We start from the raw sequence: 15892 nt of genomic DNA on the forward strand, positions 1-15892 counted from the left end.
CCGGGTCAGGCCGCGTTGACCCTCTGCACGGCCTCGGTGAATACCTGGTCGAGCACCGCCGTATCCGGCTTTCCGTCGCCGAACGACATGTAGGTCGCCGACACCCGCACGTCCTTGACCTGCGCGACCAGGGTGAGCATCGACTGGGTCACCTTCCCCGCGCCCTGGCCGGACGTCACGGTCTGCCGCATGGCGAACGTTCGGTCCGCGTTCAGCGGTGGCGGCGGCAGGATCTCGGTCTTCACGACCGCGGTGGCACCGTCCTTGGTGGTGGTCACCTCGAGGCAACGCTCGATCTCGCCGATGCGCTTGTCGAGGGACAGATCCGACCGCATCAGTTCCACCGAGATGGTGGACCTGTTCGCATTGTCGGTGCCGACGATCATCGCGGTGCCGTCCGGGCCGTAGTCCTGGGTCGGCGGCTTGCAGCCGGGCGGGTCGACCTTCGCGCCCGGGGGGATACCGTCGAGGTCAGCGGCGGCCTGCGACACAGCCTGGGGTGGCAGCACGATCGCCTGGTACGGGGCAGGAAAGTCGGTGGGGGTCAACAACATCGACTCCAGGCTCGCGTTCACCCGGCCGCCCTCGCCTGACCCGTCGGCTGCGGCCGCGGACGAGGGGCCTGCCGCGGACACCGGACCCGCCAGTCCGTCCACCGTGGATGAACAGCCTGCGACACCCAGGCATGCGCCAACGGCAAGACCCGCGAACAAGATGCGGCGCTTCAACGGAAAGTCCTCCAGTACTCGCGGGATACTGCCGCCCACCACTGTGCCACCTCCGCCACCCGGGAAGTCGCAGGCTGACTGCGGTGTCAGATTTCAGTTCGCTGTGAGCGCAATCATGGAGTTCGGGAATGAATGTGACGTCGCGGCACGTTTTCTCGATATCGGGTGTGGGTAGGCGCGGCCCCGTGGGGGACACTGATAGTGAACGAGACGCGAAGGGATCACTGATGGACGATCAGTCGAGGATGTACGAGCTGGAATTCCCGGCGCCCCAGGTGTCCGCGGGCGACGGTCGAGGGCCGGTGCTCGTGCATGGTCTCGAGGGATTCTCCGATGCGGGGCACGCGGTGAAGATCGCCACCACTCACCTGCGCGAGAGCCTGGAGACCGAACTCGTCGCGTCGTTCTCCGTGGACGAGCTGATCGACTACCGATCGCGCCGACCCACGATGACCTTCAAGTCGGACCACTTCTCCGACTACGACGAGCCCGAGCTCAACCTGTATGCGCTGCGCGACACCGCCGGGACGCCGTTCCTGCTGCTCGCGGGCCTGGAGCCCGACCTGAAGTGGGAGCGCTTCACCACCGCGGTGCGACTGCTCGCCGAGCAGCTCGGGGTGCGCCGCACGATCTCGCTCGGCGCCATCCCGATGGCGATCCCGCACACCCGCCCCCTGGGTCTGACCGCACATTCGACGAACAAGGACCTGATCGGCGAGAACCAGAGCTGGTCCGGGGAGCTCCAGATCCCGGGCAGCGCCTCCGCGCTGTTGGAGCTGCGGATGGCCCAGCACGGTCACGAGTCGATGGGGTACTCGGTGCACGTGCCGCACTACCTGGCGCAGACCGACTATCCGGCGGCGGCCGAGACGCTGCTGGAGAACCTCAGCGAAATCGCGGACCTGGAACTGCCGCTGGCCGCGCTCGGCGAGGCGGCCGCCCGGGTTCGCGAGCAGGTCGACGCGCAGATCACCGGCAACGACGAGGTCCAGTCCGTGGTGACGGCCCTGGAACGGCAGTACGACACGTTCGTCGCGGCGCAGGAACGCCGGTCCACCCTGCTCGCCGGGGAGGCCGACCTGCCCAGCGGTGACGAACTCGGCGCGGAGTTCGAGAAATTCCTCGCCGAGCAGGCAGGACTGGATGGGAAGACCGACAGGGACGAGCCTGATCTGTAACTCGGTTCCACAGTTACCTGGCGGGCCGCCCCCTCGAACTATACGATCGCCCAAGTCCATGACTCAGGGGTCGGCATAGCCGGCGACAGGAGGCGACATGAGTGCACGCCAAGGCCGCGCGTTGCGGCCGGTACCGGACACCGAACCACGCCTCGTCTTCCGGACCGTTCACGGCTACCGGCGGGCATTCCGGATGGCGGGCGAGGGACCACCGCTGCTGCTGATCCACGGCATCGGCGACAACTCGTCCACCTGGAATGAGGTCATCCCGCACCTCGCGAAGCACTTCACCGTGATCGCACCCGATCTGCTCGGGCACGGCCGTTCCGACAAGCCGCGGGCCGACTACTCGATCGCGGCCTACGCGAACGGGATGCGGGACCTGCTCACGGTGCTCGGTTTCGACCGCGTCACGGTCATCGGCCATTCGCTCGGCGGCGGCGTCGCGATGCAGTTCGCCTACCAGTTCCCGCAGATGGTCGAACGGCTCGTCGTGGTGTCCACAGGAGGCGTGACCAAGGACGTCAACCCGGCGCTGCGATTCGCCTCGCTGCCGATCGCGAACCAGTCGCTGCGCCTGCTGCAGATCCCCGGCACGATCACCGCCCTCGGCATGCTGGGCAAGGTCGCGGACCATCTCTACAGCGGCCCCTTCAAGGCGGTGAGGGTCTTCCACGACGCGCCCGACCTGGTCCGGGTGCTCAGCGACCTGCCCGACCCCACCGCGCGGGAGGCGTTCCTGCGCACCCTGCGTGCGGCGGTGGACTGGCGTGGGCAGTCGATCACCATGCTGGACCGGTGTTACCTGACCGCCGAACTGCCGGTGCAGATCATCTGGGGCGATGTCGACTCGGTGATCCCGGTCAGCCACGCCCACCTGGCGCACGCCGCGATGCCGGGCTCGCGCCTGGAGATCTTCCGCGGCAGCGGCCATTTCCCGTTCCACGACGACCCGATCCGTTTCCTTCGGGTCGTCGAGAATTTCATCGCGAGCACCGCGCCGCTGGAGTTCGATCCGACCAAATGGCGGCAGTTGCTCGTCGACGGCGTCGGCGAATCGCAGATCACCGGCACCGATTCGACCCGCGAGGCGGTGCTGGAGGCAATGGGCTCGGACGAGCGCAGCGCGACCTGACCTCGCGCAGGCCGTAACCTGGGTCGGTGCTGCTCTCCGACCTGGTCCCCGCGCGTCCCGACGCCGACTCGCTCTTCGACGCCTTCTCCGGGTGGACGGCCGGGCGTGGCCTGACCCTCTATCCGGCGCAGGAGGAGTCGCTGATCGAGGTGGTCTCGGGCGCGAACGTGATCCTCTCGACGCCGACCGGGTCCGGCAAGTCGATGGTGGCGATCGGCGCGCATTTCGCGGCGCTGGCGGAGGGCAGGCGCACCTACTACACCGCACCGATCAAGGCGCTGGTGAGCGAGAAGTTCTTCGCGCTCTGCGAGGTGTTCGGCGCGGAAAACGTGGGCATGATGACCGGCGACGCCTCGGTCAACTCCGGTGCACCGATCATCTGCGCCACCGCGGAGATCGTGGCGAACCTGGCGCTGCGACAGGGCGCCGCCTCGGACATCGGCCAGGTGGTGATGGACGAGTTCCACTACTACTCCGAGCCGGACCGCGGGTGGGCCTGGCAGGTCCCGCTGATCGAACTCCCGCACGCCCAGTTCCTACTGATGTCCGCGACGCTCGGCGACGTCTCGTTCTTCCAGGAGGACCTGACCCGCCGCACCGGCCGCCCGACGACGGTGGTCGGGGGCACCGAACGCCCGGTGCCGCTGTCCTTCTCGTACGCGCGCACCCCCATCGGCGAGACCATCGAGGAACTCGCCACCACCAACCAGGCACCCGTCTACGTGGTGCACTTCACCCAGGCCGCGGCACTCGAGCGGGCGCAGGCGCTGACCAGCGTCAACATGAGCAGCCGTGAGGAGAAGGACGCGATCGCGGAGGCGATCGGCAGCTTCCGGTTCAGCACCGGGTTCGGAAAGACGTTGTCCCGCTTGGTCCGGCACGGCATCGGCGTGCACCACGCGGGCATGCTGCCCAAGTACCGCCGGCTCATCGAGAAGCTCGCCCAGGACGGGCTGCTCAAGGTCATCTGCGGCACCGACACCCTCGGCGTCGGCATCAACGTGCCGATCCGGACCGTGCTGCTCACCGGCCTCACCAAGTACGACGGCGTCCGCACCCGGCACCTGCGGGCCCGCGAGTTCCACCAGATCGCGGGCCGCGCGGGCCGGGCCGGCTACGACACCATGGGCACCGTCGTGGTGCAGGCCCCGGAGTACGAGATCGAGAACCACCGTCTCGTGGCGAGGGCGGGCGACGATCCGAAGAAGCTCAAGAAGATTCAGCGCAAGAAGCCGCCGGAGGGCTTCGTGTCCTGGGGCGAGCCGACGTTCGAGCGCCTCGTCTCCGCCTCCCCCGAGCAGCTCACGTCCCGGTTCCGGGTCTCGAACTCGATGCTGCTCAACGTGATCGCCCGCCCGGGCAACTGCTTCGACGCGATGCGGCACCTGCTCGAGGACAGCCACGAGACCCGTCCGCAGCAGCGCAAGCACATCCTCCGGGCGATCGCGCTGTACCGCGGCCTCGTCCAGGCCGGCATCGTCGAGCAGCTCGACGAACCGGACGAGGACGGCTCGTGGGCGCAGCTGACCGTGGACCTGCAGCGCGATTTCGCGCTCAACCAGCCGCTGTCCCCGTTCGCGCTGGCCGCGATCGAGCTGCTCGACCAGGAATCGGTCACGTACGCCGTCGACGTGGTGTCGGTGATCGAGTCCACCCTGGACGACCCGCGCCAGATCCTGATGGGCCAGCAGCACCATGCCCGCGGCGAGGCGGTCGCGCAGATGAAGGCCGACGGCATCGAATACGACGAGCGGATGGAGCTGCTCGAGGAGATCACCTGGCCGAAGCCTTTGGAGGAACTGCTCGTTCCCGCGTTCGAGACGTACCGCGGCGGGCACCCATGGGTGTCGGAGTTCGCTCTCTCCCCCAAGTCGGTGGTGCGGGACATGGTGGAGAACGTGATGACGTTCGCCGAACTGGTCAGCCACTACGGCCTGGCCCGCTCCGAGGGCCTGGTGCTGCGCTACCTCGCCGACGCCTACCGGGCGCTGCGCCAGACCGTGCCCGACGCGGCCCGCACCGAGGAACTCGAGGACATCACCGAGTGGCTCGGCGAGCTGATCCGTCAGGTCGACTCGTCGCTGCTGGACGAGTGGGAGCAGCTCACCAATCCCGGCGTGGAGTCCGACGATCAGCAGATCGCGTTCGGCGCCGACATCCCGCGTCCGGTCTCCGCGAACACCCGGGCCTTCAAGGTGATGGTCCGCAACGCGATGTTCAAGCGGATCGAGCTGGCCTCACGCAGGCGCTGGGACACCCTCGCCGAGCTCGGCGACGGGCTGGAGTCGCAGGACTGGTCGGAGCTGATGGAGCTGTACTTCGACGAGTACGACGAGATCGGCACCGGACCCGATGCCCGTGGCCCGCAACTGTTCTCCGTGCAGATGGAGCCGGAGCTGTGGCGGGTGCGCCAGACCATCGCGGACCCGCAGGGCGATCACGGCTGGGCGCTGGTCGGCGAGGTGAACCTCGCCGAGTCCGACGCCGCCGGCGAGGTGGTCTTCGACGAGTTCGAGGTGGTGGAGGGCTGAGCCGACGCAATATTGTCCGTTACATGTAACATTGCTTCATGGCAAGCACTCGAGATCGGGTGGCTGAGCACCGCCGACGACTCCGAGCCCAGGGGCTGCGACCTGTGCAGATCTGGGTTCCCGACGTTCGCGCCGCGGAGTTCATCGAACAGGCACACCTGCAGTCGGCCGCGATCGCGGCCAGTGAACGTGACGCCGACGACCAGGCCTTCATCGACGCGATCTCCGTGGAGTGGGATCCCGCCGAATGAGGCGCGGGGACATCTACACCGCAGCCGCTCGCGGCGCCTACACCGGAAAGCCCAGACCAGTCGTCATCATCCAGGACGGCCGCTTCGACGCGACTGCCTCGGTCACCATCTGCCCGATGACTACCAATCCGGTCGACGCTCCGCTGATCCGCATCGCCGTCGATCCCACACCTACAACCGGAATCGACCTGCCGAGCCGGATCATGGTCGACAAGGTCAGCACTGTGCCCCGAACCAGTCTCGGAGAGCGCCTAGGCCGGATCTCCGACGACGACCTGGTCCGACTCGACCGAGCGCTCATCGTGTTCCTCGGCCTGGCCGACTGATCCACCGGACCCGCTGCAAACCAGCGCATCTGCACGTTTTCATCCCTATGGTGAAGTCCACCGACCACAGGAGGCAGTTGTGAGCGACTACGACGCGAAGATGATCATGTTGTCAACGGAGAACCTGGACGAGTCGATCGAGTTCTACACCCAGACCCTAGGGATGACGCTCAAGTTCCGCGACGGCGCCCACTTCGCCGCCCTCGACGGCGGCTCAGTAACCATCGCGCTTGCCACCGCGGTCGACCACCCGATACCAGGGAGGGTCGTCGTCGGAATCAAGACTGCCGACGTCGACGCGGCCGCGAAGGCCATCGAGGACGGGGGCGGGGCGATCGTGAAGGGCCCGTACGACGACGCGCACGAGCGTCGTGTCGTGGTCTACGACAACAACGGCAACGGCCTGGTGTTCTACAGCCCGCTCGCGCGGAAGTAAGCGGCGCGAACCGCACCTACTGGTTGCACGCGGCCGCCGGGCCTACCCCTCGTTCGGGTGATGGATCGGCTTCGCAAACCGCTCACGCCGGTTCGACTGCTCGCGCCGGGTCGCCTGCTGCTCCTTGATCCGCTTCTCGTCCTTGCGGACCTCCACCAGGGACTTGCGCTCGGCCTGCAGCCAGTCCGGCTGGTCGCCGAGCAGCGCATCGATCTGGGCGGTGGTGAGCGCCTCCTCGACCCCGCCCCTGGCCAGGCCTGCGATGGAGACGCCGAGCTTGGCGGCCACCACCGGGCGCGGGTGCGGACCCTCGGCGCGCAGCGTCGCCAGCCACTGCGGCGGATCGGCCAGCAGCTGCGCGAGCTCGTCGCGTGAGACGGCACCCGCCTGGAACTCGGCGGGTGTGGCCTCGAGGTACACGCCCAGCTTCTTCGCCGCGGTCGCGGGCTTCATCGTCTGGGGCGTTTTGTGCGACGTCATGGGGTCAAGCCTAACGAGCGCCCGCGACGTGGCGATGACAGGTGCCCGCGCCCCGGTAGCCTGGCCCAATGACCGAGCCGACCGATCCCGTCCCCTTCCGGCTCGCGTACGTGCCCGGGGTGACGCCGACCAAGTGGGTGCGGATCTGGAAGGAGCGCCTGCCCGAGGTCCCTCTCGAGCTCGTCGCGGTGCCCGAACTGGAGGCCGCGGACCTGCTGCGCTCCGGCGCTGCCGAAGCCGGACTCGTGCGGCTACCGATCGACCGCGAGGGTGAGCAGCGGCTCAGCGTGATCGCGATGTACGCCGAGACCCCGGTCGTCGTGGTGCCCAAGGACCACGTGATCTCCGCCGTCGACGAGGTCGCCACGTCGGACCTGGCCGGGGAGATCGTGCTGCACCCCCTCGACGACATGCTCGAATGGGAGGCGCTGCCCGGCGAGCCCGCCGCCGAGCGGCCCGCGTGCACCGCCGACGCCGTCGAACTGGTGGCCGCGGGCATCGGGGTACTGGTCGTGCCGCAGTCGCTGGCGCGGCTGCACCACCGCAAGGACCTCACCTACCGAACCGTGACCGACGCACCGGAGTCCAGGATCGCACTGGCCTGGCCGGAGGACGCCACAACCGAGCTCGTCGAGGAGTTCATCGGCATCGTGCGGGGCCGCACCGCGAACAGTTCCCGCAGCGGGGGCGCCAACGAGGCAGCACCGCCGCCGAAGCGCAAGGCGTCCGAGAAGACCGCGGCCAAGGCTGCGGCCAGGGCTGCCGCAGGCAAGACACCGTCCGGAAAGAGCTTGGCAGGCAAGGGTTCTGCAGGGAAGGCTCCGGCCAAGGGCTCTGCGGGCAAGGCCGCGGCCAAGCGCGGCGGCAAAGGCTCCGGCGGCCGCGGCCGCCGCTGACCCGCTACACCGCGACGCCCGGCGCCACCGATCGCACCAACTCGGCCAGCCTGCGGTAGCCGTCGGCGCGTCCGCTCGAGGCGCGGAACACCAACCCGATCGTTCGCCCGGGTGCCGGCGCCGCGAACCGCGCGGTGGCGAGGTCGCCGCGACGGGTCTCCACCGACACCGCCGAGTCCGGCACCAGCGTCACGCCGAGCCCACCCGCGACGCACTGCACGACGGTGGCGAGGGAGGTGGCGCGCGTGTCCCCGGAGACCGGATGCGCATCCACCGAGCGGCACAGGTCCAGCGTCTGGTCACGCAGGCAGTGCCCCTCGTCGAGCAGCAGCAGCGGCAGGTCGTCGAGCACCTGCAGGGACAGGTCCACGCGGCCGGCCAGCTCGTGCTCCCCCGGCACAACCAGGACGAAATCCTCTGTGTAGAGCGGGATCTCCACCAAACCCGGCGCGTCCGACGGCAGCGCGAGCACCGCCACGTCCAGCGCGCCCGCACGCAGCGATTCGAGCAGCCGCGCGGTCTGGTCCTCGATCACCTGCGGCACGACGGCGGGCAGCTCCGCGCGCATCGCGGGCAGCAGGACCGGCAGCACGTACGGCGCGACGGTCGGGATCAGCCCCATCCGGAGCGGTCCCCCGAGCCGGTCTCCGACGCCGGCCGCGGTCGCGACGAACCCGTCCGCGGCCTCGAGGATGAGCTTCGCCTGCGCGAGCAGTTGGGTGCCTGCGTCGGTCACCAGCACGCGCCGGGTGCTGCGTTCGATCAGCTGCACCCCCAGCCCGTTCTCCAACGCCGCGAGCGCCTGCGACAACGTGGGCTGGCTCACATTCAATCGCGCTGCCGCGGTACCGAAGTGGCGGTATTCCGCCACCGCGACGAAGGCACGCAGCTGCGACAGTGTCGGTTGATAAGTCTGATCAGCCATGCCTATCAGTGTAGTGGCATATATCGCCTTTACCTTTTGAAAGGTTTCGGGCACTATGGACTCATACCAAAGAGCGCAGGTCAGCGGGGAACCGAGAGACCCGCTCCCGGTATCGAAAACACCCCGACGCAGCCACGTGCGTGGCTGCGCGTGCCCTGACGATTCACCACAAGTAGGAGGACGAGACATATGGCTCTGCTGACCATCGGCGACCAGTTCCCGGCGTACAACCTCAAGGCCGTCATCGGCGGGGACCTGTCCAAGGTCGACGCCCAGCAGCCCGACGACTACTTCACCCAGGTCACCAGCGACGACTACGCCGGCAAGTGGCGGATCGTGTTCTTCTGGCCCAAGGACTTCACCTTCGTGTGCCCCACCGAGATCGCCGCGTTCGGCAAGCTGAACGAGGAGTTCGCGGACCGCGACGCCCAGGTGCTCGGCGCCTCGGTCGACAACGAGTTCGTGCACTTCCAGTGGCGTGCACAGCACGACGAGCTCAAGACCCTCCCCTTCCCGATGCTCTCGGACCTCAAGCGTGAGCTGGCCGAGGCCACCGGCGTCCTCAACGCCGACGGCGTCGCGGACCGCGCCACCTTCATCGTGGACCCGAACAACGAGATCCAGTTCGTCTCCGTGACCGCCGGTTCCGTCGGCCGCAACGTCGACGAGGTGCTGCGCGTGCTGGACGCACTCCAGTCCGACGAGCTGTGCGCCTGCAACTGGAAGAAGGGCGACCCGACCATCAACGCCGGCGAGCTCCTGGCGGAGAGCGTCTAGTCATGAGTGTCGAGACCCTGAAGAACTCCCTGCCCGAGTACGCCAAGGACCTCAAGCTCAACCTGAGTTCCATCGCGCGCACCACCGTCCTCACCGAGCAGCAGCTCTGGGGCACCCTGCTCGCGACGGCGGCAGCGTCGAAGTCGGCGACCACCCTGCGCGAGATCGCCGAGGAGGCCGCGGACAACCTCTCCGCAGAGGCCTACAACGCGGCCCTCGGCGCGGCGTCGATCATGGGCATGAACAACGTCTTCTACCGCACCAAGGGCTACCTGGACGGCAAGTACGACGACCTGCGCGCCGGCCTGCGGATGAACATCATCGGCAACCCGGGCGTCGAGAAGGCCGACTTCGAGCTGTGGTCGCTGGCCGTGTCCGCAGTCAACGGCTGCAACCACTGCCTCGAGGCGCACGAGAACACCCTCCGCCAGGAGGGCATCTCCCGCGAGGCGATCTTCGAGGCCATCCGGGCGGCATCCATCGTCGCGGGCGTCGGCCAGGCCGTGGAGGCCAACGAGACCCTCGCGGGCGCGAGCGTCTAGTCCGGCTCCACCCGCTACACCCGAAGGTGCCCTTTGTGCGATCCGATCGCACAAAGGGCACCTTCGGTCGTTACCGGCGGTATCGTTTAACAATGAGTATCGAGGTTGACGTCGTCAGGGTATTCACCGATGCGAACGGCCACTACGGCAACGCATTGGGCATCGTGGACGCGGCGCTTGCACCCGCGGAGCGCAGGCAGGGCATTGCCGCCGAACTCGGGTTCAGCGAGACGGTTTTCGTAGAGCTCCCCGCGCCGGGCTCCGACCGCGCGCGGGCGCAGATCTTCACCCCGACCACCGAACTGCCCTTCGCCGGGCACCCGACGGTCGGCCTGTCCTGGTGGCTACGCCAACGCGGCGCGGACGTCGGCATTCTCGAGGTCCCGGCGGGCCCGGTCACGACGTACGTCGACCACGCGATGACCTGGGTGCGCGCCAAGCCCGACTGGGCGCCCGAGTTCACGCTGCACCCGAAGCCCGACTCCGCCGCGGTCGTCTCGACCCGGGCCGATTCCTTCGACTCGGGGCACCACTACGTCTGGGCATGGGCAGGCGAGGGCGCGATCAGATCCCGAATGTTCGCCCCGCTCATGGGGATACCGGAGGATGAGGCCACCGGCGCGGCGGCGGTCCGGATCACCGAGCACCTGCGCCGCAGCCTGCACATCACGCAGGGCCGCGGCTCGCACATCCATACCCACTACTCAGCGGACGGCTGGGTGGAGGTCGGCGGACGGGTGCACCCCGACCGGACACTGAGCGTCTAGACCAAGCGACTACCGGGGCAGCGCGCGATCCACCGCCGCGCCGATGAGCTCGTGGATCTCGTTCTCGGACAGCAGGTCCGGCAGCGTCAGCTGATCGACGATCAACCAGTTCAGCGTGAAATAGAGCAGGCGGACCGTGGTGGCGTCGCCCGGCATGCCCGACCGCAGGTGGTTCGTGACGTTGAAGTCCAGGTCGGCCCGGATGCGTTCGGTCAGCACGCCGCGGAGTTCGGGCCTCCGGGTCGCCTCGAGCCTCAGCTCGAGCAGGGCGAGGAAGCCGGTGCGAAATGCCGTGATCCGGCCGACGACCTCGCGCATCAGCTCGACCAGGCGATCACGATCGTGCGGTCCCCCGAGGCTCTGCGCCAACGACTCGCCATCGGGGGTCAGCCGCTCGTAGACCCGGCCACCCGCCTGCGCCAGCAGGTCGTCACGGTTCGCGAAGTAGTTCGACGCCGTACCCGGCGGCACCCCCGCCTGCGAATCGACGGCCCGGAAGGTGAGCCCGCGCGCACCCAGTTCCGCCAGGACCTCGATCGCGGCGTCGACCAACGCCGCTCGTCGCTCCGGATTGCTCCGCACTTGACACCACTCCATCTGTAGTACTACGTTCAGACCACTTCAAACAGAGTACTACGGACGGAGTATCTGTATGCGCAAGCTTGTGTACTACGTGGGAACCTCGCTCGACGGTTACATCGCCGGCCCGGGCGGCGAATGGGAATTCATGCTCTCGGACGAGGTGACCACCTGGATCACCCAGCGATACCCGGACACCGTCCCCACCCACATCCGCCCGCACGTCGGCCTCGAAGGCACCGCCAACCAGACCTTCGGAGCGGTGGTGATGGGCCTCGGGACCTATCAGCCCGCGTTGGCCGCCGGTATCACCAGCCCGTATTCGCACCTGCACCAATACGTCGTCTCCACCACCCTCGGCGAGATCGCCGACCCGGCGGTCGAGCTGGTCTCCGGCGACCCGCTCGGCCTCGTCCGCGAGCTCAAGGCCCAGGAGGGGATGGATGTCTGGCTCGCGGGCGGCGGCAAGCTGGCCGGCGCGCTGCTGCCCGAGATCGACGAGCTGATCATCAAGCGCTACCCCGTGGTCGCGGGGGCTGGCATCCCGGCGTTCGACGGGGCATTCCAGCCGACGCGGTTCACGCCGACCCGCACCGAGTCCTTCGACAGCGGCGCCTCGGTCACCTGGTTCTCCCGGACCACGGCGGCCTGACCCGACGCGGGGGGCCGGTCGCCGTCAGCTGTCACCCTGCCCGAGGCTCCGCCCGAGGTGTTGCGGCGACCGGCCGGCCGCGAGATCGGCCGCGCTGAGCAGCACCTCGATCTCCCCGCCCAGCGACACCCCCGGAGTGAGCGGCAGCCGATCCCCGCTCCAGAACCGTCCCGGGTCATACCAATTCGTCTTGCGCCGCTCCGTGAGCAGGCCCATCGACTCGTAGGTCTGCGCGACCACCTCGGCGCAGTACGCGCTTTCGAGGCCCGCCGCCGCAACCTCGGAATCCGGGGTCGCGCGGCGCCGAAGCGACGGCAGCCTGCCGCCGAACCAACGCGTGACCAGCTTGGCCGTCGACGGGAACGGGGTGCCGTCGAGCCTCGCGATGGTCCGCATCAGCGCGTCCTCCTGCCCGCGGGTGACCGGCTCCTCGAGCTGCCGCAGCCAGCCGCGTTGGCCGTACTTGGCGCCCCACACCTGCACCGCCTGCCTCAGGTCGTGCAGCTGCACGCCACGCTGAAACCGCCCGGTCCACATGTCCTGCAAGGAATGTCCGAGCTCCGCATGCCACATCAGCGGCGGCATGTCGTCGAGCACCACCGACATCCCAACGTGGTTCACCGGGCTGTTGGTCAGCGTCTGGATCGCCCGATCGGCGCCGGACTGGCCGCGAAAGATCCAGATGTCCCCTGTCCGGGTGGCTTCCACGGCCTCGTCGAGGCTCACCTGCGATTCGTGCATCCGGCGACTCATGCACCTAGCCTAGAGCGATGCGAATGGACGGCAGACACGTGTGGAAGCTCCTCGGCCTCGCGGGAGTCGTCGGGGTCGCGGCCACGGGGGCACTGGCCGCGCGGGCCGAACGCAAGCGCCGCGCCTACACCCCCGACGAGGTCCGGTCCCAGCTGCACGCCCGCTTCGCGCAGGCCACCGCCGCCGCGGACCTCCCGCGGGTGGATCTCGTCGAGGTGAAACCCACCCTGCGGGAACGGCTGTCGCGAGTACTCCGCCGAAACTAGCCCAACGCCTTCAGGACGCCCGCCGCCATCTCGGCCACCTCGTCGTCGGTCATCACGAACGACGGCGAGAACTGCATGGCGCCGACGCCCGCCGCGCGACCCGAGATGCCGTGCTCCCGAAGGGTCTTGACGAACGGCAACGCCTCGGCCGGGTCCGCGAGCTGCACGGCCGCGACCGCACCGAGGCCGCTGCGCACCTCCGCGACCCGCGGGTGCTCGGCCAGCGGCGACAGGTGCTCGTGCAGCGAACGCTCCAGTCGCGCAGAGTCCTCGAGCAGGTTCTCCCGCTCGAGGATGTCGAGGTTGGCCATCGCCGCGGCGGCCGCGCCTGCGTGACCGCCGTAGGTGTAGCCGTGCCGCCACCACACCCCGCCGGCGAAGAACGGCTCCGCGACACGCGGCGCGATGAACACCGCACCCATCGGCACGTAGCCGGAGGTCAGTCCCTTCGCGGTGGTCACCATGTCCGGCTGCAGGTCGAAACGCGTTGACGCGAACCAGGAGCCACCGATCCGGCCGAAGCCCGTGACCACCTCGTCGACCACGAACAGGATGTCGTGCTCGCGGCAGATCTGGCGGACCTCGGCGAGATAGCCCTCCGGCGGCAGGTAGATCCCGCCCGCGCCGATGATCGGCTCGACGAAGAAGGCCGCGATGGTGTCCGCGCCCTCGCGCTCGATGAGTTCGAGCAGGCTCTTGCCGTTGTCCCACTCCACCGTCCTGGCGTCCGGCATCAGCTCGCCGTAGCCCTCGCGGTTCACCGGGATGCCTGCCAGCGCGGTGCCGGCCACGTGCATGCCGTGGTAGGCCTTCTGCCTGCCGACCACGATCTTCTTGCCGGGCTTGCCCATCTCGTGCCAGTAGCGCCGGGCCAGCTTCGCCGCGGTGTCCACCGAGTCCGATCCACCCGAGGTGAAGAAGATCTTGCTGCCGGGCACCGGGGCGATCGCCGCCAGCCGCTCAGCCAGGGCAATGGTGGTCTCGGGGGCGAAGTCCCCGAAGTTCGAGAAGTGCGCGACCGTCGACAGCTGCGTGGCCACCGCGTCCGCGATCTCGGCGCGACCGTGCCCGACGTTGGTGAACCACAGGCCCGCCGTCGCGTCGAGGTAGCGGTTGCCCTTGTCGTCCCAGATGTAGGCGCCCTCGCCGCGGCTGACGACGAACGCGCCGTCGCGTGTGACCGCGCCCATGTCGGCGAACCCGTGCCAGAGCGAACCGCTCGAACCCATTACTCGACCTCCTTGTCGACTCCCGCGCCGGACGCCGCGGCAGTGTCCTCACCGTATCGCCACCGTCGGCCGAGCCGACCTATCGCCACCGCCTGCCGAGGCGCCCGGCGACGTTGACGGCGAGGCAGATGAGCAGGAACGCGATCACCAGGACGACCAGTCCGATCGCCATCTGCAGGTAGCCCTGCTCGCGGGGGTCGATGAACGGGTAGGGGTACCAGTCCACGATCGGGCCGCGGATCAGGGTGTACACGCCGTAGACGACCGGGAACCACAGCCACGTCAGGGCCTTGGCATCACCGATCCGCATCCGCGCAGGCATCAGAACCCAGTCCAGGACGATCACGAGCGGCATGATCCGGTGCACCACCTCGTTCGTCCACGTGCCCTGCCCCCCGACGTCCACGTTCGCCAGCAGCACCGCGTACACGATGCCGGTGATGACCATGTAGGTGGTCACCGCACCGCGGAACAGCTGCCAGCGCTCGCTCTGTGGGTCGGCGATCGCACCGACCACGAGAACGAGTGCCGCCAGCACGTTGCTCAGCACGGTGAAGTAGCTGAAGTAGCTGACGAGGTTGAAGTCGGGCTCGCCTGCCTCGCGCACCGGCAACCACAGCAGCGCCACGCCACCGAGTACGGCGAAGGCCAACCGCAGCGCGCGGACCAGTGGATGGGTGCGGGGGCTGGTCGACTTATCGGCGATGTCGCTCACAGGCACGTCACGCCGACTCCTCGTCGTTGCCGTAACGCCAGCGCCGGGCCAGGCGTCCGGCCGCGTTCACCGCCAGCGCCATCAGCACGAACGCCAAGAGCAGTACGACGAGCCCAATCGCCATCTGCAGGTAGCCCTGGGTGCGGGGGTCGATGAACGGGTACGGGTACCAGTCGACGAACGGTCCGCGGACGAGGGTGTACACCCCGTAGACGGCCGGGAACCAGAGCCAGCTGACCGACTGCTTATCCGTGATCCGGACCCGCGGCGGGTTGATCACCCAGTCCAGCAGGAGCACGAGCGGCAGGTAGCGGTGCATGGTGTCGTCGATCCACTTGTCGTTCATGGACACGTCGATGTTCGAGAGCAGGACCGCGAAGATGATGCCGGTGATGACCATGTACAGCGTGGCGGCGCCCCGGAACAGCTGCCACCCCCGAGACTGCGGGTCCGCTATCGCGCCGACCAACAGCGCGACCACACCCAGCACATTGCTCAGCACCGTGAAGTAGCTGAAGTAGTTCGAGATCGAGAATTCGGCCACATCGATGTTGCGCAGCGGAATCCAGGCCAACGCGACGATGCCGAACACGGCGAAGACGAGGCGCAGGGCACGAAAGACCGGGTTCGTGTGTGGGAGGACCGATGCCTCCGAGGTGAGGGTCACCCGCCGATGTTCGCACAGAGCAACCACAGGCAGCGGTATTTGACTGGCGGCCTTTCGAT

20 protein-coding genes are annotated in these 15892 nt (G+C 68.3%); 12 read left to right on the forward strand and 8 right to left on the reverse strand.

The window, feature by feature from the left end:
* Positions 1-5: 5 nt before the first annotated feature.
* On the reverse strand, positions 6-656 hold the full coding sequence (locus ACFXMV_RS07660) for a DUF5642 family protein (RefSeq protein WP_378502826.1): 651 nt from the start codon (positions 654-656) through the stop codon (positions 6-8).
* A gap of 299 nt (positions 657-955) precedes the next feature.
* On the opposite strand from ACFXMV_RS07660, the gene ACFXMV_RS07665 reads away from it, so the two are divergent.
* The 6 genes from ACFXMV_RS07665 to ACFXMV_RS07690 all read left to right on the forward strand — a co-directional run bounded on the left by ACFXMV_RS07665 (position 956) and on the right by ACFXMV_RS07690 (position 6585).
* A complete protein-coding gene (locus ACFXMV_RS07665; protein WP_378499282.1) occupies positions 956-1906 on the forward strand; it encodes a proteasome assembly chaperone family protein in 951 nt (316 codons plus the stop codon).
* Between the two features lie 97 nt (positions 1907-2003).
* Positions 2004-3041 (forward strand): alpha/beta fold hydrolase, encoded by a 1038-nt coding sequence (locus ACFXMV_RS07670; RefSeq protein ID WP_378499281.1) that lies wholly within the window; start codon positions 2004-2006, stop codon positions 3039-3041.
* A 26-nt stretch (positions 3042-3067) separates the two neighbouring features.
* Positions 3068-5572 (forward strand): DEAD/DEAH box helicase, encoded by a 2505-nt coding sequence (locus ACFXMV_RS07675; RefSeq protein WP_378502827.1) that lies wholly within the window; start codon positions 3068-3070, stop codon positions 5570-5572.
* A 38-nt stretch (positions 5573-5610) separates the two neighbouring features.
* Positions 5611-5823 (forward strand): antitoxin MazE family protein, encoded by a 213-nt coding sequence (locus ACFXMV_RS07680; protein WP_378502828.1) that lies wholly within the window; start codon positions 5611-5613, stop codon positions 5821-5823.
* Entirely contained in the window at positions 5820-6149 is a 330-nt protein-coding gene (locus tag ACFXMV_RS07685) for a type II toxin-antitoxin system PemK/MazF family toxin (protein WP_378502829.1), read from the forward strand. Before ACFXMV_RS07680 ends, ACFXMV_RS07685 begins: the two co-directional genes overlap by 4 nt.
* 79 nt (positions 6150-6228) lie before the next feature.
* Positions 6229-6585, forward strand: a complete 357-nt coding sequence (locus ACFXMV_RS07690; RefSeq protein ID WP_378501470.1) for a VOC family protein — start codon at positions 6229-6231, stop codon at positions 6583-6585.
* 42 nt (positions 6586-6627) lie between these two features.
* Here the strand turns inward: ACFXMV_RS07690 and ACFXMV_RS07695 are convergent, their stop codons facing one another.
* Positions 6628-7065: a DUF5997 family protein gene (locus tag ACFXMV_RS07695; protein ID WP_378501471.1), complete on the reverse strand. Its 438-nt coding sequence runs from the start codon at positions 7063-7065 to the stop codon at positions 6628-6630.
* Between the two features lie 68 nt (positions 7066-7133).
* Here ACFXMV_RS07695 and ACFXMV_RS07700 point away from each other — a divergent pair, with 68 nt between their 5' ends.
* Positions 7134-7961: a LysR substrate-binding domain-containing protein gene (locus ACFXMV_RS07700; protein WP_378501472.1), complete on the forward strand. Its 828-nt coding sequence runs from the start codon at positions 7134-7136 to the stop codon at positions 7959-7961.
* A 4-nt stretch (positions 7962-7965) separates the two neighbouring features.
* Here ACFXMV_RS07700 and ACFXMV_RS07705 read toward each other — a convergent pair whose 3' ends face one another.
* Positions 7966-8886: a LysR substrate-binding domain-containing protein gene (locus tag ACFXMV_RS07705; RefSeq protein WP_378502830.1), complete on the reverse strand. Its 921-nt coding sequence runs from the start codon at positions 8884-8886 to the stop codon at positions 7966-7968.
* A 189-nt stretch (positions 8887-9075) separates the two neighbouring features.
* Between ACFXMV_RS07705 and ACFXMV_RS07710 the strand changes: the two genes are divergently transcribed.
* The 3 genes from ACFXMV_RS07710 (at position 9076) to ACFXMV_RS07720 (ending at position 10972) form a co-directional block, all read left to right on the forward strand.
* The gene (locus tag ACFXMV_RS07710; RefSeq protein ID WP_077041398.1) at positions 9076-9663 is read left to right on the forward strand and encodes a peroxiredoxin; all 588 of its coding nucleotides are present in this window, start codon (positions 9076-9078) and stop codon (positions 9661-9663) included.
* Between the two features lie 2 nt (positions 9664-9665).
* The gene (locus ACFXMV_RS07715; protein WP_378501474.1) at positions 9666-10205 is read left to right on the forward strand and encodes a carboxymuconolactone decarboxylase family protein; all 540 of its coding nucleotides are present in this window, start codon (positions 9666-9668) and stop codon (positions 10203-10205) included.
* Between the two features lie 92 nt (positions 10206-10297).
* Positions 10298-10972, forward strand: a complete 675-nt coding sequence (locus ACFXMV_RS07720; RefSeq protein ID WP_378502831.1) for a PhzF family phenazine biosynthesis protein — start codon at positions 10298-10300, stop codon at positions 10970-10972.
* Positions 10973-10981: 9 nt separating this feature from the next.
* Here the strand turns inward: ACFXMV_RS07720 and ACFXMV_RS07725 are convergent, their stop codons facing one another.
* Positions 10982-11554 carry a TetR/AcrR family transcriptional regulator gene (locus ACFXMV_RS07725; protein ID WP_378502832.1) on the reverse strand — a complete coding sequence of 191 codons (573 nt, stop codon included), beginning with the start codon at positions 11552-11554 and terminating at the stop codon, positions 10982-10984.
* Positions 11555-11624: 70 nt separating this feature from the next.
* On the opposite strand from ACFXMV_RS07725, the gene ACFXMV_RS07730 reads away from it, so the two are divergent.
* A complete protein-coding gene (locus tag ACFXMV_RS07730; protein WP_378499188.1) occupies positions 11625-12203 on the forward strand; it encodes a dihydrofolate reductase family protein in 579 nt (192 codons plus the stop codon).
* Between the two features lie 24 nt (positions 12204-12227).
* Here the strand turns inward: ACFXMV_RS07730 and ACFXMV_RS07735 are convergent, their stop codons facing one another.
* Positions 12228-12956 carry a hypothetical protein gene (locus ACFXMV_RS07735; protein ID WP_378499186.1) on the reverse strand — a complete coding sequence of 243 codons (729 nt, stop codon included), beginning with the start codon at positions 12954-12956 and terminating at the stop codon, positions 12228-12230.
* Between the two features lie 17 nt (positions 12957-12973).
* Between ACFXMV_RS07735 and ACFXMV_RS07740 the strand changes: the two genes are divergently transcribed.
* Entirely contained in the window at positions 12974-13222 is a 249-nt protein-coding gene (locus ACFXMV_RS07740; protein WP_378499185.1) for a hypothetical protein, read from the forward strand.
* Here ACFXMV_RS07740 and ACFXMV_RS07745 read toward each other — a convergent pair.
* The 3 genes from ACFXMV_RS07745 to ACFXMV_RS07755 form a co-directional block, all read right to left on the reverse strand.
* On the reverse strand, positions 13219-14451 hold the full coding sequence (locus tag ACFXMV_RS07745; protein WP_378499184.1) for an aspartate aminotransferase family protein: 1233 nt from the start codon (positions 14449-14451) through the stop codon (positions 13219-13221). The genes ACFXMV_RS07740 and ACFXMV_RS07745 overlap by 4 nt on opposite strands.
* A gap of 79 nt (positions 14452-14530) precedes the next feature.
* Positions 14531-15166: a Pr6Pr family membrane protein gene (locus tag ACFXMV_RS07750; RefSeq protein WP_378499187.1), complete on the reverse strand. Its 636-nt coding sequence runs from the start codon at positions 15164-15166 to the stop codon at positions 14531-14533.
* Between the two features lie 7 nt (positions 15167-15173).
* Positions 15174-15833 carry a Pr6Pr family membrane protein gene (locus tag ACFXMV_RS07755; RefSeq protein WP_378499183.1) on the reverse strand — a complete coding sequence of 220 codons (660 nt, stop codon included), beginning with the start codon at positions 15831-15833 and terminating at the stop codon, positions 15174-15176.
* Positions 15834-15892 lie beyond the last annotated feature (59 nt).

This window comes from Rhodococcus sp. NPDC059179 (assembly GCF_042754885.1).
Lineage (GTDB): Bacteria > Actinomycetota > Actinomycetes > Mycobacteriales > Mycobacteriaceae > Rhodococcus_G.

Coding starts and splice junctions, on each gene's coding strand:
- ACFXMV_RS07665 (WP_378499282.1), top strand. CDS start 956: ATGGACGATCAGTCGAGGATGTACGAGCTGGAATTCCCGGCGCCCCAG.
- ACFXMV_RS07670 (WP_378499281.1), top strand. CDS start 2,004: ATGAGTGCACGCCAAGGCCGCGCGTTGCGGCCGGTACCGGACACCGAA.
- ACFXMV_RS07680 (WP_378502828.1), top strand. CDS start 5,611: ATGGCAAGCACTCGAGATCGGGTGGCTGAGCACCGCCGACGACTCCGA.
- ACFXMV_RS07685 (WP_378502829.1), top strand. CDS start 5,820: ATGAGGCGCGGGGACATCTACACCGCAGCCGCTCGCGGCGCCTACACC.
- ACFXMV_RS07695 (WP_378501471.1), bottom strand. CDS start 7,065: ATGACGTCGCACAAAACGCCCCAGACGATGAAGCCCGCGACCGCGGCG.
- ACFXMV_RS07700 (WP_378501472.1), top strand. CDS start 7,134: ATGACCGAGCCGACCGATCCCGTCCCCTTCCGGCTCGCGTACGTGCCC.
- ACFXMV_RS07705 (WP_378502830.1), bottom strand. CDS start 8,886: ATGGCTGATCAGACTTATCAACCGACACTGTCGCAGCTGCGTGCCTTC.
- ACFXMV_RS07710 (WP_077041398.1), top strand. CDS start 9,076: ATGGCTCTGCTGACCATCGGCGACCAGTTCCCGGCGTACAACCTCAAG.
- ACFXMV_RS07715 (WP_378501474.1), top strand. CDS start 9,666: ATGAGTGTCGAGACCCTGAAGAACTCCCTGCCCGAGTACGCCAAGGAC.
- ACFXMV_RS07720 (WP_378502831.1), top strand. CDS start 10,298: ATGAGTATCGAGGTTGACGTCGTCAGGGTATTCACCGATGCGAACGGC.
- ACFXMV_RS07730 (WP_378499188.1), top strand. CDS start 11,625: ATGCGCAAGCTTGTGTACTACGTGGGAACCTCGCTCGACGGTTACATC.
- ACFXMV_RS07735 (WP_378499186.1), bottom strand. CDS start 12,956: ATGAGTCGCCGGATGCACGAATCGCAGGTGAGCCTCGACGAGGCCGTG.
- ACFXMV_RS07740 (WP_378499185.1), top strand. CDS start 12,974: ATGCGAATGGACGGCAGACACGTGTGGAAGCTCCTCGGCCTCGCGGGA.
- ACFXMV_RS07745 (WP_378499184.1), bottom strand. CDS start 14,451: ATGGGTTCGAGCGGTTCGCTCTGGCACGGGTTCGCCGACATGGGCGCG.